The organism is Providencia burhodogranariea DSM 19968 (genome assembly GCF_000314855.2).
In the GTDB taxonomy this organism is placed as follows: Bacteria; Pseudomonadota; Gammaproteobacteria; order Enterobacterales; family Enterobacteriaceae; genus Providencia; species Providencia burhodogranariea.
This window is the reverse complement of sequence record NZ_KB233222.1, coordinates 869,341-886,190: the sequence shown is the minus strand read 5'-3', so window position 1 is coordinate 886,190 and position 16,850 is coordinate 869,341. Positions and strand designations below refer to the sequence as shown.

The following is a 16,850-nucleotide window of genomic DNA, read 5'->3' as shown; positions in this document are numbered from 1 at the left end:
ATATTTAATCATTTCAATACGTGACATAATTAAAATTATGTTGTTTCAATCAATTAATACAATGGAAATAGGCAGCAAAAACCAATAGCTCCTAGCAATCATGAGATTGTGATTGCCGTAGAGGTCATTTTTCGTTAAAATACTGCCCGCCTAGGTGTATCGCTTTAGCGAACTTATTACCACTTAGCCAAATATCGAACCTGCTGCTGGGTCGCCTGTAGCAGGATTTTATTTTTTCTTTTATAGAGAAATAGTAATGTTAACTATCAATGCAATTGCACGTAAAGAGCAGGGCAAGGGTGCGAGCCGCCGCCTGCGCAGAGAAAATAAGTTTCCAGCTATCGTTTACGGTGGCAATCAAGAAGCTGTCTCTGTTACTCTAAACCACGATGAAGTTATTAACCAAGAAGGTAAAGCAGAATTTTACGAAGTTCTGAATCTGGTTATCGATGGTAAAGAAACTCAAGTCAAAGTTCAGGCAGTTCAACGTCACCCGTTCAAACCAAAAGTGACGCACATTGACTTCCTGCGCGTTTAATTAAAGCCACAAGCCGAGCTTTAGTATTTTTCGGGACGCCGAGTAAATAACGCCGCAATTGCGGCGTTATTTATTTCTAACAATAAATTATTTTCCACTACGACGTTGAAGTTGATCACGTAAATTTGGTGGAGTGCCTCGGATCGTTAATGTGTCGGTCACTGAGTCCCAAAAAATTCGCTCCCCCATCAGCATTGCATCAAAACTGATAGTTATCCCACCCCCACTTCCAGAAAACTTAGTGAGCTGTTTTAGCGTTCCTCGATCAGCAGGAAAGCTTTCTGCTAATTGGTAGTCATTTTGACGAGCGAAGTCACCAAAAGTTTGTTCTTCAACCATTGGCAATTCTTTAGATAGCTCTTGAAGTTCAATTTCTTCACCAGATTGCATTTGCTCAGTGCAATAACTATGTACTTGTTGGCGATATGCTTGGCGCGTATTTTTGTCCATCTGCGCATTATCACAAAAATCATCCAATGCTTGCACTAAACCTTTGTTTTGTACTTTTGCATTTAAACCTTCGGACGCAGCTAAAAAATCCATAAAGAAATCAGAAACCTTACGCCCTACTCGACCTTTTAAGAACGTTAAATAACGCGTTGAATCCGGATTAGTTTCCCACTCGGTTAAGTCGATGCGCGCAACAATGTCAGCATGTGGAATATCTAAGTAATGCGTAGTATCTAAATCTAAGCTATCTGTGACAAACATACTGTCACAACTACTCAGTACTGCTATCAATAGGTATTCAACGGCAAGGTAGCGATATTGGCAAAATAATACGACTCCACCTTCAGCAAAAGGATATTTTGCCAATTCATCTTTTAAACGTACCGTCATCGCACGGCTGAATCCTAAAAATTCTTCTTCGCCTTTACGTAATAATTTTAATGCATCAGCCAGTTCACTCTCTTCGTTGAACTCACCGAAAGCTTTACTTTTAGCGCTGTAAACGCGATGTAATTCTGCCATCATGTCTTGTACAACGTTATCGGTTGATAATAAAGAATCACGTAACATCACTTCGAGTGTCTGTTCATCGCGTTTAATCAACTGATGTAAAGCTATCTGGGTAATTTCCAGACTCATTGTAGGCTCCTTGTTCAAGCAGAAATATTGTCGCGCGTATTCAAACACCGATAGTATCTATCTGCAACTTAAACTGTCATTTTTGCGTATTGCTGCTGAACTAATATTCATTCAAACAATCTCAATAGCTATTATTATCACGTAAACACAAATTTATTTAGAAGATAGAAGAAAAACATTACGCTATACGCTATCATAGGTGGGCTTTTACTTATTTAGGATGTCAGAATTTATGCCACAGTCGTCTCGCTATAGTGATGAAAAAGTTGAAACTTTGCTCGCTGAACTTGTCAGCGTGTTAGAAAAAAATCATACTCCCGTAGATCTTTCACTTATGGTGTTAGGCAATATGGTTACCAATCTACTAAATACATCTGTTGCTCCAGCACAGCGTAAAATGATTGCGGACTCTTTTGCCAATGCTTTGCTATCTTCTGTTAAAGAAGATCATTCTCACTAATAAATTAATGAAATAAACAGTATGGTCACCCATCAGCGCTACCGTGACAAAGTCTCTCAAATGATCAGTTGGGGGCACTGGTTTGCACTTTTCAATATACTACTTAGCCTTGTGCTCAGTAGTAGCTATCTGTTTATTTTTGATTGGCCCGACACGTTAGTCGGGCGCATTTTTGCCTTCGTCAGTTGGGTAGGCCATTTTAGTTTTGTGGTTTTTGCCTGCTACTTACTCATTGTTTTTCCACTGACCTTTATTGTCATGTCTCAGCGATTACTGAGGCTAATATGTGTTGCTCTTGCAACTGCGGGTACTACATTACTAATCTTTGATATCCGAGTGTTTAGTCAGTTTGGCCTTCACCTAACTCCCCAAGTTTGGGATCTTGTTATCAACCCTGATCAAGGTGAAATGGCACGTGAATGGCAATTAATGTTTATCTCCATCCCTATCATCTTTCTTGTGCAAATGTTATTTGCAACATGGAGTTGGCAAAAACTACGCAGCCTTAATCGTCAAAGCTTCGGTAAACCATTAGCTGGTGTATTCATTGTTTGCTTTATCATGTCACATTTGATGTATGCTTGGTCAGATGCGAATTTTTATCGCCCAATCACCATGCAGCGATACAATTATCCTCTATCACAGCCAATGACGGCCAGAAAGTTACTCGATAAATATGGTCTTTTAGATTTAACAGAACACCAAAATCGAGTATTCCAACAAGGAAGCCCAACGGCGTTAAAACTCCAATACCCATTGAAGCCTCTCAGCTACTATGACCAAGGTATGGGCTATAACTTGTTATTAGTCGTGGTCGATGATTTAGGTGATAAAGCACAACAAAATAGCATGTCATCCCTAGCAAGTTTTAAAGAGATGAGTACTGATTTTACTGACCATTACACGACAGGGCTGCGTAACGATACCGCATTATTTGGCTTGTTCTACGGTATTTCTGCTAGCTATTTTGATAACATTCTTAATGAACGCCATGCTTCCGTACTAATTGAAGCACTACAGCATCAAGGCTATCAATTTGGTTTATTCTCAACAGATGGTTTTAGTTCACCGCTATTCCGTCAAGCTATTTTAGCTGACTACTCTTTGCCTGCGAAAGCTGCAGATAGCGATGAACAAACGATTACTCAATGGCATTCGTGGTTGAACGGTTTGAAGAATGAGTCACCTTGGTTTTCTTTCTTGAATATTAAAGGTAAACCAGGTAGCAAGCAGACTAATGAACAAATAAATCAAATTATTAGTACACTTGCTAACGATGACCGTTTGAAAAACACTATTGTGATATTTACTGCCAATTATAACGGTGCTGATAAGTCTGAAACAGCCGACTGGTTTAGTGATAAACGTTTTGACCGTGAAAAGATGCAAGTTCCACTATTTATATACTGGCCAAATACACCAAGCCAGCAAATTAATAAATTAACGAGTCATCAAGATGTGCTCACGACTATCATGCAACGATTGCTTCATGTATCTAATTCACCCGATGATTATAGCCAAGGCGAGGATTTATTCAGCCCTGAACGCAAGTACCCGTGGGTGATTACGGGTGGTGATCATGATGTCGTTATTACAACTAAAGATGCAACACTGTATATGGACAGTAATGGTCAATTTAATATCTATGACTTACAAGGTAACGAAGTTAAAAATCAGAAACCTGACCTTGCGCAATTACTGAAAATATTCACAGAGCTTAAGCGCTTTAATGAAAACTAATGCTTAAAAATCAGTCAGTCATCTAGCCTTACTCTTGCTTTCATAGGTAAAATGAGTACTATGAATTGATATTCGGCATGTAGCGCAGCTTGGTAGCGCACCGTCATGGGGTGTCGGGGGTCGTAGGTTCAAATCCTATCATGCCGACCAATTTTTCGCAGAGAAACCAACCAGTTACGGTTGGTTTTTTTGTGTCTGAAATTTAAGCGGGGTAAAATGGGGGTAAAACTGGGGTAAAACCTATCCGTAATCCCCCTATTTTATCAATCCAAATTATGTACTTTTAGATAATGAATAGAGCCGTATTACCGCGGCTTTGTTGTGATAGGATTGCGGTTTAATTTCTGATGTTATTGAAGCACCTGTCCACTCCCCTTTAATTAAGACATACAAGTTTAGTTAATAAGTGAACAATACCTAAAATACTCTTTTATAACCTTCTTGATGAATTAGATGTACATCTAAAGATAATTGTTCTTCTATAGCTTATAAATATGTAAAAGGCATATACTAGTTAAGGTTATCTTTTAAAGGAATACACCATGCTACGTTATGCAATTCGTATCACTCATTTCCTCCGCCAAGCATTTCGTACTAGACCTCGCTTTATCATTTCTCTGTTCGTTGCATGTATAACATTCTTTGCCTTATTACCAACTCAGAACCCAATGATGAGTTTAATTCTTAGTTGGAATGCATTTGCATGGCTCTATTTACTTTTCCTATTTGGTCGCGTTATTAATCGTAATGCCAAAGATATCCACAAGCTCACAAAAATAGAAGATGAAAGTGCTCGAATGGTTATATTTTTTCTGATGTCGGGATGCTGTATGAGTCTACTCGTGCTATTTTTTGTTTTAGGTGGACATGGTGTTCTCCCCAAAAGCGATAAATTTTTCCCTTATATTCTAACTGCATCAACATTGATATCTTCATGGTTACTATTACCTACAGGTTTTACAATGCACTACGCACATCTATATTATAACAATCCAGAACAAGATAAGCCTTGGCTTCTCTTCCCAGATAAATTAACTGAACCAAGCTATTCTGATTTTATGTATTTTTCCTTTACCATCGCTGTCGCATCACAAACAGCAGATATAGCAGTTGCCTCAACGCTCATGCGACGTGCAGTAATGTTGCAATCTATTATTTCTTTTGTTTTTAATATCGCTATATTAGGGTTATGTATTAACATCTCAGCTAGTCTGTTTTAAATTACTCGAGATAAACTGCAATCTATGACAGAAGAACTAACCCGTTGGATTACTGAATACGGATACTGGGCAACATTTTTTGGCGCTATGCTAGAAGGAGAAACAGCTGCATTTCTTTCCGGTGTTGCGGCTCATAACCACTTATTATCTTACCCATTAGTGATATTTTTTGCAGCATTGGGAGGGATATTCAGTGACAATTTACTCTTTTTTGTTGGTTATATTGCCGGCGAACGTATTCTACCGCGATTTCGTCGTCATTCGGATAAAATTGCAAAAATACAACAAGCTATTCGCCAACGTGAAAACTTTATTATTATCGCTATCCGTTTCGCATACGGATTAAGAACTATTGGTCCAATCATCATTGGAGCCAGTAAAGTTAATCCATTCAAGTTTTTTATATTGAATATCGCCGGCGGGGCCTTATGGGGGATAGTAATTGTATCGCTCGGTTATTTTGCTAGTACGGCTATTCTGGCTTTACCATTTCATTCATATTTAACTTGGTTAATACTCATTATTCTCGCTGTGATCCTTTTTATATTTTTCCGCCGAAAAATGGTCTCATTGACTAAAAAATAACATCCATAGAACTATTTAATAGCTGACATGTCATTACCCTTATCGAATATTTATACTATCTTAGGGCAGTTGAAAATAGTCAAGACCATAGATTTTATAGCGATTTCCAGGCTGCCCTCACCTATTGTTAAAGTAAATCAGGGTGCATTACGATATTATTCAGTTTTTCATTAAATTGCAGGTAAGCTTGATGATTTATCTGTTCTGGAAAACTTAGTATTTCAAGGTGATGCGGCGCATACTCTGGATGGTAGCATGGATGCGTATGCTTATATTCATTTTGCTTAAAGCCACAATGTTGATAAAACCGCAACCGCTTTTGACTTACTTCATCAATAACAGGATCAATTTCTAAGATGATATTTTTAACTTGTTCACTGAATAGTTTTAATACTTTCTGTCCATAACCTTGCCCTCTTAATTCAGGTGAAACCGCAAGGTGCTCAACATAAAAGAAATCATCTATTTTCCAGCTACCAACGAAACCAACATAAACACCGTTATCAGAAAAATAGTATAAATAATAATCGTCATGACACAGTATACTTTGACGGCCTTGATAGCTTCTTTTTTCATACTCCGGAAATGCTGTGTCATAGAGGTGATTAATGTTATCTATTTCTACTACATCTTTGTCTGTTAATCTTTTTACTGTCAACATGGTACCTTAAACCCATCATAATTCTATTGAATGCCCTACTTAGCATACCTAATATCTATTCACTGACAACTTGTTTTTATTGCTCAATTCAATAATAAAAATCACTAACCTATTGTTTTTATTTTAATAAAAAATAGTGCTGCTTTTTCAGATTAATATTCCCTAATATTTTTTAAAAATATTATCATTATGATATTGACTTTATTCCTCTCTCAATCTAAAAATACTGTATATGAATACAGTGTTTGGTAGAGGTTATCATGTTACGCATTGAAATTTTATTTGATAAAAATGCTCCACAAAAACCAAGTGAGATGGTTATGCTTGCCCTCGAGTCTGAGATAGCACGTAAGCTCAGTCCACAATATCCTGACATGGTTACTCGTGTTGCTTTTAGTTCTGGTCAGCGTATTAATATTTCTGGCACTAAATTAGCGCAAGATAAAACACGAATTGAAGAACTATTGGAAGAAATTTGGATGGATGATGGTTGGATCCCAGAACAGGCCACTGAAGAATAACACAACCAAAATTAAAGGAATATTTGATTCGTTTAGCTCAGTATTCCTTTATTCATAAATAACGAGCGAATATCTTAACAAACTGAAATTTACTTCAGTTAACTGTATCAACATTAAGCATCAACTTTTCCTAATTTTTATAAGTAGATATAAAGCAAGCAGCTTTGCTGGGTAACGTGCATTTCCTCAAAAACACTATGGCACTATAATACAATATACGCAAAGGTAACCGACGCCTTTGTTTAAACACATTTATTGAAATATTCTACGGAATGCTATATAAATTTTTCCTAATAAAATTTTTAATCTGCTTTATCGGATTAATTCCTTTTTGGGATTCACATACCAACCTTTGATTAAAAATACATTTTTTAACATATAAACATGTCGCAATTTCATTTAATTCATTTTTTGAAAGATTCTTTTTTGTTGATTGATTAAAACTATTATTAGCCAATAGTAGTAAAATAATAATACTAAAACATAAAATTTCAATTTGTTGTGTTTTCATTTTTGTTATTCATGTAGCTTAATCTATATCAAAATAGTAGTCATATTAGTATTTCATACCTTAAAAATTGCTTAACCCAACCTTAAGAAATTATTAAATCTCGCGTAAAATATGTTTTAGTTATATTGTCGGGTAAAAATTACCTACCTATACTACGCGACAGAGAGGTAATGAAATGAATATTTTATTAGTCGAAGATGATCTTCAACTTGGAAAAGCATTATGCCGAGGTTTAGAACTTGCTGGTTTTAATCCACTTTGGGTTAGATTACTTTGTGATGCTAAACAGCAACTTAATTCACGTAATTTTGATTTAATGCTATTAGACTTAAGCTTGCCCGATGGTGACGGTGGTAACGAGTTAATTGCATGGCGGAACGCAGGCCAATCAATTCCAATTATCATTCTGACTGCTCGAAATCAGATGGATAATCTGGTCTCAAGTTTAGATGCTGGAGCTGATGATTTTTTGACAAAACCGTTTGCGATGCCTGAATTGATTTCACGAGTAAAAGCAGTGAATCGGCGTATGGCTGGTTTTTCATCCGAAATTTGGAAATTAGATAACCTGCAATTAAATCCGATTAACCATCAAATTTCTTTAAATGAACAATTACTGTTACTTTCAGGAAAAGAATATCAATTACTATATGAGTTAATGAAAAATGCCGATAACGTGGTACGCAAAGCTGATCTTGAGCAACGATTATTCGGTTTGGATGATAAAGTAGAAAGTAACTCACTTGAAGTCCACATTCATAATTTACGGCGCAAAATAGGTAAAGATCGCATCATAACTATTCGCGGCATTGGCTATTTACTAAAAAAAGATGCACAACCAAGTGAAAGTTAAATCCTTTTTTATTTATACTTTTTTTTTACAGATAAGCTCTGTCTTTTTATTATGGTTGTTACTTGTAGGATGGTTAAAGTTTTTTTACTTACCCGATGTAAATGATGATTTTAATCAGCAGCAAAAAATTGTTACTCAAGGTTTTGCTGATTCCTTAAATGTAGTTTCTGATAATCCAGAGTATTTCAAACGAATTGCTGCTTCGTTACAAAAAATGTATACGGATGCAATGGAAAATGGCTTAGATGTCTCTTATGAACCCGTTGTAATTGTTCGTAATAGCCAAGGTAATACTCTATATCGCAATAGTGATAAAGTTGAGATATCGCAGAATATTTCGTTTGATCAATTGAAAAACCAGTATCCTGATTGGCATTTTACTTCTGTATGGAATAATGAAGGCACTTTTGAAGTCATCCTTGCTGAATCATATTTGGATCGTATATCAATGATTGGTAGTCCAGCTGAAGGTACTGCTATTCCATTATTGTTTATTTTAGGGCTTATGTTGATTGCAATCATAATTACCGCCTACTTTAGCCTACGCCCTCTAAGACAAGCTGCAATGATTGTCTCAAGCCGCCAGCCAGGTAATTTAACGCCTATAGATGTAAAACAACAATATAAAGAGATTCGACCGATTATTAACGCTATCAATAACTTAATGGCCCGAGTTGAATCGGCTAATCAACGTGAAAAGCGTTTTATGGCAGATGCCGCACATGAATTAAGAACACCAATAGCCGCGGTTATTGCCCAACTTCATTTGTTAATGCAAATACAGAACGTCAAAGAGAAAGAGCAAATTGTGAAAGATATGCAAGAAACGCTTAATCGAGCAGCACCACTCTCTCATCAATTAATTGATTTAGCGCGATTAGAAGCAGAAGATTTCTCTATTAATAAACAACAAGTTGATTTACCAATATTAATCTCTCATATCACCTCATTGCATGTTCCTTACGCAATTAATCAAGATATAGATATTGAATTCCAAAGTGCAGACTCAGTATTAATCACTACAGATAAACTTCTATTAACAACAATTTTTACTAATATTTTGGAAAATTCGATCAAATATAGCGGTGATAGAGGCAAAATTAAAATAACTATTAAAGATTTAAATCCATATGGTGCCACTATTACAGTACAAGATAATGGCAGAGGGATCCCTCAAGAAAGTAGACAACATATTTTTTCACGTTTCTATCGTGTTCCCGGCACTACAGAAACAGGGAGTGGGCTTGGTCTTTCAATTGCTCATCATCTTGCGACAAAAATAGATTCAACTATTCGCGTAACCGATGGGCTTGAAAATAAAGGGATTGGCTTTATTATTGAATTACTTTAAAACTTATTTGTTTAGCGGCTTAATCGACAAAAATAATATTAACACGATACAGTTTTGGCATTATAGTCCGCTTTATCTCCACCAAAAAAGATCAAGTTGCATATTGCATATAGACAAAAACAGAGCTATTCCTATAAAAATGCTCAATGAGTGTTTTATCACTTCGATAGCTACAAATATGAAAAGTACTAATCCTCAACTTGTTTAAAGGAAAACCTATGTCTACAGCCTTAATTATTATTGATCTTATTGAAGATATCGTTGGTAAAAACAGCTTGTCAAAAAATACCCATCAACAAGCTTATGAACGTAATGTCATTAACAATTCAAATAAAGCCGCCGCTTTCGCTCGCGAGCATAAAATACCGGTTATATGGGTAAAAGTTGGATTTGCTGATGATTACCACGATATCCCCGCAGGCTCTCCAATGTTTCACAATATAAAAGAGCTTGGTGCACTCAAATTAAGTGGTACAGGTTGCAATTGGGTGAATGAACTTGATGTCCAATTTCACGATCTTGTGATGATTAAAAAAGGTGTCAGTGCATTTGCCGGAAATACGTTAAATCAATGGCTAGACGAAAATAAAATTAACCATGTGATTTTCGGTGGCGTTAGCTCCGTGATGACGATTCAAAGTAGTGTGCGTTTTGCTCACGATTTAGGCTATCAGGTAACCGTTATTGAGGATCTTTGTTCGGCAGATACATTAGAATTACACCAGCAAAGTATGCAAGCGCTACGGGGTATGGCAAAAATTTCCTCACTTTCAGATTTAATGCAAGGAAATATTGTATAATTTTGACGTTAACTAATTCATCACGGTACTGACATTGCCTGTATATAGATTTCTCGAAGCCGGTGTGCTAATAAACCCGGCTTTCCCTGCCCCACTTTTTGCCCATCAACCTCAATAACCGGATAAACGACAGAGGTTGCAGATGTTATGAAAGCTTCTTTCGCGGCAATGGCCTCTTCAATAGAAAATGCGGTTTCTTCAATGGACAACTTTTGCTCTTTCGCAAGCGCCAAAATTGCTTGACGGGTAATCCCCGGTAATATCTCATGACTTAATGCACGAGTTTTAAGTGTATTATCTTGAGTGATAATAAAAAAGTTGCTGGAGCTTCCTTCTGTGATGAGTCCATTCTTAACAAATATTGCATCATCAGCACCTTGAGAATAGGCATATTGCTTTGCTAATGACGCGGCAAGCAAAGAAGTCGTTTTGATATCACAACGCTGCCAACGAATATCATCATAAGCCACAACTCTAATCCCTGCTTTCGCTTTAGAATTTTCAATAATTGAGATTTTTTGGGCGAAAAGAACTAATGTCGGTTCGACAGATTTACTTGGAAACAAAAAATCACGTTGCCCTGCATTTCCACGAGTAAGTTGTAAATAAATTAGCCCTTCATTTACATTATTTTTTTCGATGAGCTGTTGATGGATAGTTAATAACTCGTCATCAGTGTAAGGCAGTAATAATTCTAATTCAGCGCTTGACCGTCGCAGACGTGTCATATGGCTTTTAAAATCAATTAGTCGGCTATTAAGAATAGTTGTAACTTCATAAACAGCATCTGCAAATAAAAACCCTCGATCGAAAACGGATACAACCGCTTGTTCTTCTTTGACAAATTCACCATTGATATAAACTATCATAAATTTAGTCTTCCTTTTTAAATTCAAAAATTGCAGCCGAAAAATTAAAGATAACAATAACTCGATACTAAATATATAAATGCTTGATTATGTTTTTACAGAAGTTAACTCTTAACCATTCATTAACTGATTATTGACACATAATTAATTTCAATTAGCTCAATAATAATGAATTATTTTTAAATATAGCCTAATATTAATAGCAGAGTTGTTGCTATTTTTATGAAATCGATGTTGAATTAAATCGTATAAGGTCTATACCTAGCATAATTCCAATTGCATACAACCAATAACCTTAGTTATCGGCAATTTAAAGTATGATAGGTATATTTTAGTATTCATTTACATCAACTTAGTCAATTACGTTTTATTTTGCTTAAGGGAGAATCTGTCATGCTTAATCTCAATCCTAATCAGCTTGCTAATCTTGCTGACTCTCAATTGAAAGGCCATCGAACAATTATTTATCTTGTCGCTTTATTACTACTCATTGGAGGGATCGTTTGTATTAGCAATCCCATTATTTCCGGCATTGCATTCAGCTCGTTGATTGGCGTCATGTTGGTGATCAGTGGTGTTGCAATAATCCTTAATTTGGTCTTTAACCGATTATACTCCGGTATGTCAGTATTTTTTAGCGTAATCACAGGTATCGCCTACCTTATTTTAGGCTACGCATTCATTACTGATCCTCTACAAAGCTTACTTTTCCTCGCGATTTTTGTCGCTATTTTATTCATTATTGGTGGGGTTATTCGACTTTTTATTGGCTTTAAAGCTATCAGCTCTGCGGCAGGTTCGATGAATATTTTAATCGGGGTTTTAGATTTAATCATCGCCTATATGCTACTGAGTGGTAATGCACAAACCTCCATCACCCTATTGACCCTGTTTATTGGTATCGAATTGCTGTTTAGCTCTTTCAATTTATTCATACTTGCAAGTGCTTTGAAAAATACAAATAAATAGTCATGTTTTTTGATGGCGAGTGAGCTTATGTGTAAACAATTCTCGCCATCAAATAAATTTTAATCATTAAAATAATATTTAGTTACACTCTTGACTTTACTCCGCCAAAAGCTAAAATGCCGGCAAGTGATCTGGATCACATTTTTAATTTTGGAGTTTTCATGAATAGCATCAAAGAATTCATTAGTAGTGTTCAAGAAGTGATTGAATTACTTGCTAAACGTTTTATGTAATATCGCCGTTTTTTATTACCTCATCTTTAACGTTTTATGCTTTTTTTTGCAGCACAGCCTTAAATTTAAATATAGTAAGGCTGTTCTTTTACTTGTCATACTTATCAATTGCCCCAGCCCCACTTTGTGCTTGAAAATTCACTGATTCTCCTTTCATACCGCTGGTTAATCAATAAACCTATTTCAACATCTCAAAGTTATTTCCATTTTGTAATACGAAAAAACTGCATTACGCCGTTTGAACTATCGCTCGTAAATTTATAATCTACTGATTTATTAGCTTATATTTGACTAATGCATGATGCACATTCTCAATTTTATATTTTCACCTTGTATTTTTATCCATCACAGTTTTTTACACTCTTAATAATGAGTCAACGTTAAATATATGTTACTGTTTATTCGTAATAGATTCATTTTTAGCGAAAATCGTTCAAATTAAGAAGGAGAACACATGCAGCAGCAACTGCTTGACTGGGTACGCCAGTTTAACCAAGATTACGCCGAGATTACTTCACTTTTAATTGTGCTAGGCTTAATTCTTGTTGTCGCCTTAATTTTGCATTTTATTTTACACAAAATTATTTTGCCGCGTGTGACAAAAAGTGGTCAAAAAAAAAGTAGTGGCTGGCAACGTCAATTAACTCAATTCAATCTTTTTAATCGTATTGCATTTATTATTCAAGGTGTTGTGGTTAATATCCAATCCACACTTTGGCTACATGCAGATTCAACCGCGCAACAAGTCTTAAATGTCGCCTCACAAGCTTGGTGTTTACTTTTCGGTTTATTAACGTTTTACTCTGTTCTGGATATTTTGCTCAGCTTCTTACAGCGTGCAGCAAAAACAGCACACCTACCATTACGCGGAATTTTCCAAAGTATTAAACTCATCGCAACAGTGCTCATTGCAATTATGATCATTGCGTTGCTAATCGGAAAATCGCCCCTAATTCTATTGAGTGGTTTAGGTGCAATGACCGCCGTAATGATGTTGGTCTTTAAAGACCCAATCATGGGGCTTGTTGCTGGAATTCAACTTTCTGCAAATAATATGGTCAATATTGGTGATTGGCTGGAAATGCCGAAATATGGAGCTGATGGCGCGGTAGTTGATATCGGATTAACAACTGTAAAAGTACAGAATTGGGATAATACAGTGACTACTATCCCTACTTATGCCTTAATTTCTGACTCATTTAAAAACTGGAAAGGCATGACCGACTCTGGTGGTCGCCGTATTAAACGTAGTATCCGTTTAGATACCTCAAGTATTCATTTTCTTGAGCACAATGAAATTACTTGGTTAGAAAAAGCCAATTTACTTGAGCCATATATTGATAACAAAATTTCTGAAATTAAAGTATTTAATGCCACTATTCCTGAAGGTAAAGCAACACCTCTGAATCAGCGTAGGCTAACTAACATCGGAACTTTTCGTGCCTATGTGGAAGCTTATATGAAGTCTAATCCTAACATCCATAAAGGGATGACCATCATGGTTAGGCAGCTTGAATCTGATTCTAATGGGCTACCTATCGAAATCTATGCATTTACCAATACAACGGCATGGGTTGATTATGAACGTATACAGTCAGATATTTTTGACCATATATTCTCAATCCTGCCACAGTTCAATTTACGTGTTCATCAATCACCAACGGGTACCGATATGCGTGCAATTGGTCACTCAACAGAAAAATCAAATACTCACTAGTAACTAATAAGTATTGTTTATGAACTTACTACCTACGTGGTAATTCTATAGAGGGGGAAACCCCTCTTTTTCCTGCCGTCACCCCCTAGCATTATATAAATAATAACATATCGATAGATAACCAAAATGTGACTATTCCGTCCAAAACCTCAGAAAACTCCTTATAAATTAATATACTACCGAACAGTAATCTTCTGTTTTTCGGGAGTATTGTTGATTTAGGTCATGTTGCCTTCGTGCTACTTTTTTTAACATACGAAGTAAGAAAGTGATCTCGAACTTTACATATAGGCAATGTCAATGCATAAAACTAATAAGAATACTCATTTTGGAGAACTGAGCAGGAGGGAATTTATTCAAACCTCCGCAACGGTTGCAACCGCTGCAGCTGTTGCTGGCTCAATCACCCTGCCTTTTGCTGCTCAAGCAAAAACACCGGAAATCATGCCTGATGAAATCAGTGAAAAAATCAGTTATAGCGCATGTTTAGTCAATTGTGGGAGCCGTTGTCCGCTAAAAGTTCATGTCAAAGATGGTGTCATCAGCCGAATTTCGAATGAAACCATGTATGACGACTCAACATTGGGTGAACATCAAATTCGCCCTTGTTTACGTGGCCGCTCTGTTCGCTGGAAAACCTATAATCCAGATCGCCTTAAATACCCAATGGTTCGTGTTGGTAAACGAGGTGAAGGAAAGTTCAAAAAAATCAGTTGGGATGAAGCAACCACGATTATTGCCGAAAAACTCAAATATACTATTGATACTTACGGCAGTGATGCGATTTACTATCAATATGGAACAGGTTCCACAGGTGCAAACTTACATGGACGTGCAGCTTGTAAACGCTTGCTGAGCTTAACTGGTGGATTCCTTGGTGACTATGGAACATATTCCTACGCTCAATTGATGGAAATTACACCTTACGTTTATGGTAGCGTTGAAGAATCTCTGCTATCTGAAATTCAAAACTCTGACTTAGTTGTTATGTTTGGTCATAACCTTGCAGAAACCCGAATGTCAGGTGGCGGTCAATTTTATGAAACACTGAACGCGTTAGAAAAAAGCAAAGCTAAAGTTATTATCATTGACCCACGCCGAACTGATAGTGTGACCACATTAGGCGCAGAATGGATCCCTATTTATCCGGGAACTGATGCGGCTCTCGTTGCTGCTCTTGGTTATGTCATGATCCAAGAAGGCCTAACTGACGAAGAGTTTTTGAAAAATTATTGTGTGGGTTGGGATGAAAGTACACTCCCTGCTACTGCTCCACGTAATGCATCTTATAAAGATTATATTTTGGGTAATGGTCCTGATGGAATTGCTAAAACACCAGAATGGGCAAGTAAACTGACGGGAATTTCAGTTTCACGAATTATTCAACTTGCTCGTGAAATTGGTAATTCAAATCATGCTTGGATTTCTCAAGGTTGGGGTCTACAGCGCACAGAAAATGGTGAACAAGCGTGTCGTTCTATCATGATGCTACCAATTATGTCGGGTAATATCGGTCGCTCTGGTACTAACACCGGACTCTGGGGAAATAGTGTTGCTTATCCTGTTGCAGGTTTTGGTTTACCAAATCCTGTTAAAGCTACTTTGCCTTCATTTATGTGGACAGAAGCCATTGTTCGCGGCAAAGAACTCACAGCAGAAAATGGTGGGATCAAAGGCGCTGACAAACTCAATAATGACATTAAATTTATGTGGTGCTACTCAAGTAATGTGATTGGTAACCAACATGCAGACTTGAATAAAACCCATGAAATTTTGTCGGATGAATCTAAATGTGAATTTATCTTAGTATGGGATAACCACAACACGCCATCCGCTCAATATGCAGATTTGCTATTACCGGACGTGACACCTGTCGAAACTAACGATCTAATCAATAACTCCTATGCGAGTGGCGCTTATCATTATCTGGTTCGTCTACAAAATGCCATAGAACCATTATGGGAAAATCGCCCTAATTATGATGTTTTAGCTGAAGTTGCTGAAAAAATGGGAGTGAAAGATCAGTTCACTGAAGGTCGCACCTACGAGCAATGGATTGAATATTGCTACAATAAAACCCGTGAAAAAATGCCTCATTTGCCAGAATTTAGTGAAACCGATGGCGCGGGCATTGTTGATCGTAAATTTGCCGATACTTCAAAATATATCGCACTAAAAGATTTTCGTGATGACCCTGACGCTAATCCACTAAAAACACCATCAGGCAAAATTGAAATTTACTCTGAGCAGCTAGCTGAGCGCGTTAAAAACTGGGAGCTACCAGAAGGCCAACGTATTCCTGCTGTTCCTGAGTATTGTGTTAACCATGAAGGTGTTGAGCAACAAAATAGCCAGAAAAAACATCCTCTATTAATGACTGGTTTCCACGATAAAGGTCACGTGCATTCCACTTATTTTAACGTTGCAATGTTACGTGAAGCTATTCCACATCAATTCTGGCTCAACCCGGTTGATGCCGAGCAGCGTGGATTAAGCAATGGCGATATTGCTGAAATTTTTAATGACCGTGGCCGTATTCAGATTAAAGTTAAAGTAACTGAGCGCGTCTTACCGGGGGTTATTGCAGTTCCGCAAGGTGCATGGCGTACGCTAGACCAAGCAGGGCTGGATACAGGCGGCTGTATCAACACCCTTACCTCACAAGTTCCTTCGCCATTGGCAAAAGGAACGCCACAACATACTAATCTTGTTGACGTGAAACGCGCTTAAGGA

General features: G+C 36.9%; 15 protein-coding genes and 1 tRNA gene. 13 read left to right on the top strand and 3 right to left on the bottom strand.

All coding sequences use genetic code 11. The annotated features are described in order from the left end of the window. The first annotated feature begins 256 nt into the window (after positions 1-256). Entirely contained in the window at positions 257-538 is a 282-nt protein-coding gene (rplY, locus tag OOA_RS03705; protein WP_008910782.1) for a 50S ribosomal protein L25, read from the top strand. An 87-nt stretch (positions 539-625) separates the two neighbouring features. Here rplY and yejK read toward each other — a convergent pair whose 3' ends face one another. Continuing rightward, positions 626-1,627, bottom strand: coding sequence for a nucleoid-associated protein YejK (yejK, locus tag OOA_RS03700; RefSeq protein ID WP_008910781.1), 1,002 nt, complete (start codon positions 1,625-1,627; stop codon positions 626-628). A 232-nt stretch (positions 1,628-1,859) separates the two neighbouring features. Between yejK and OOA_RS03695 the strand changes: the two genes are divergently transcribed. The 5 genes from OOA_RS03695 to OOA_RS03675 all read left to right on the top strand — a co-directional run bounded on the left by OOA_RS03695 (position 1,860) and on the right by OOA_RS03675 (position 5,632). Next, the gene (locus OOA_RS03695) at positions 1,860-2,087 is read left to right on the top strand and encodes a YejL family protein (protein ID WP_008910780.1); all 228 of its coding nucleotides are present in this window, start codon (positions 1,860-1,862) and stop codon (positions 2,085-2,087) included. Positions 2,088-2,108: 21 nt separating this feature from the next. Next, the gene (gene yejM / locus OOA_RS03690; protein WP_008910779.1) at positions 2,109-3,827 is read left to right on the top strand and encodes an LPS biosynthesis-modulating metalloenzyme YejM; all 1,719 of its coding nucleotides are present in this window, start codon (positions 2,109-2,111) and stop codon (positions 3,825-3,827) included. A 73-nt stretch (positions 3,828-3,900) separates the two neighbouring features. Then, positions 3,901-3,977, top strand: a tRNA-Pro gene (locus OOA_RS03685). A 392-nt stretch (positions 3,978-4,369) separates the two neighbouring features. Then, complete coding sequence (locus OOA_RS03680) at positions 4,370-5,047, top strand: DUF1345 domain-containing protein (protein WP_008910778.1); 678 nt, start codon at positions 4,370-4,372, stop codon at positions 5,045-5,047. Positions 5,048-5,071: 24 nt separating this feature from the next. Beyond that, positions 5,072-5,632 (top strand): DedA family protein, encoded by a 561-nt coding sequence (locus tag OOA_RS03675; protein ID WP_008910777.1) that lies wholly within the window; start codon positions 5,072-5,074, stop codon positions 5,630-5,632. Positions 5,633-5,759: 127 nt separating this feature from the next. On the opposite strand, the gene OOA_RS03670 is transcribed toward OOA_RS03675, so the two are convergent. Then, positions 5,760-6,293, bottom strand: coding sequence for a GNAT family N-acetyltransferase (locus OOA_RS03670; RefSeq protein WP_008910776.1), 534 nt, complete (start codon positions 6,291-6,293; stop codon positions 5,760-5,762). Positions 6,294-6,553: 260 nt separating this feature from the next. On the opposite strand from OOA_RS03670, the gene OOA_RS03665 reads away from it, so the two are divergent. The 4 genes from OOA_RS03665 to OOA_RS03645 all read left to right on the top strand — a co-directional run bounded on the left by OOA_RS03665 (position 6,554) and on the right by OOA_RS03645 (position 10,329). After that, a complete protein-coding gene (locus OOA_RS03665; protein WP_008910775.1) occupies positions 6,554-6,814 on the top strand; it encodes a DinI-like family protein in 261 nt (86 codons plus the stop codon). Between the two features lie 686 nt (positions 6,815-7,500). Further along, positions 7,501-8,178, top strand: a complete 678-nt coding sequence (locus tag OOA_RS03655; RefSeq protein WP_008910773.1) for a response regulator — start codon at positions 7,501-7,503, stop codon at positions 8,176-8,178. Beyond that, complete coding sequence (locus OOA_RS03650) at positions 8,168-9,529, top strand: sensor histidine kinase (protein ID WP_040690773.1); 1,362 nt, start codon at positions 8,168-8,170, stop codon at positions 9,527-9,529. Before OOA_RS03655 ends, OOA_RS03650 begins: the two co-directional genes overlap by 11 nt. Positions 9,530-9,747: 218 nt before the next feature. After that, on the top strand, positions 9,748-10,329 hold the full coding sequence (locus tag OOA_RS03645) for a cysteine hydrolase family protein (protein WP_008910771.1): 582 nt from the start codon (positions 9,748-9,750) through the stop codon (positions 10,327-10,329). Between the two features lie 20 nt (positions 10,330-10,349). On the opposite strand, the gene OOA_RS03640 is transcribed toward OOA_RS03645, so the two are convergent. Next, positions 10,350-11,198, bottom strand: a complete 849-nt coding sequence (locus tag OOA_RS03640) for a D-amino-acid transaminase (protein WP_008910770.1) — start codon at positions 11,196-11,198, stop codon at positions 10,350-10,352. Between the two features lie 393 nt (positions 11,199-11,591). Between OOA_RS03640 and OOA_RS03635 the strand changes: the two genes are divergently transcribed. The 3 genes from OOA_RS03635 (at position 11,592) to OOA_RS03625 (ending at position 16,847) form a co-directional block, all read left to right on the top strand. After that, entirely contained in the window at positions 11,592-12,167 is a 576-nt protein-coding gene (locus OOA_RS03635; protein ID WP_008910769.1) for a DUF308 domain-containing protein, read from the top strand. 687 nt (positions 12,168-12,854) lie between these two features. Next, positions 12,855-14,117, top strand: a complete 1,263-nt coding sequence (locus tag OOA_RS03630; RefSeq protein ID WP_008910768.1) for a mechanosensitive ion channel family protein — start codon at positions 12,855-12,857, stop codon at positions 14,115-14,117. A 300-nt stretch (positions 14,118-14,417) separates the two neighbouring features. Beyond that, positions 14,418-16,847, top strand: a complete 2,430-nt coding sequence (locus tag OOA_RS03625) for a DMSO/selenate family reductase complex A subunit (protein WP_008910767.1) — start codon at positions 14,418-14,420, stop codon at positions 16,845-16,847. Positions 16,848-16,850: the final 3 nt, after the last annotated feature.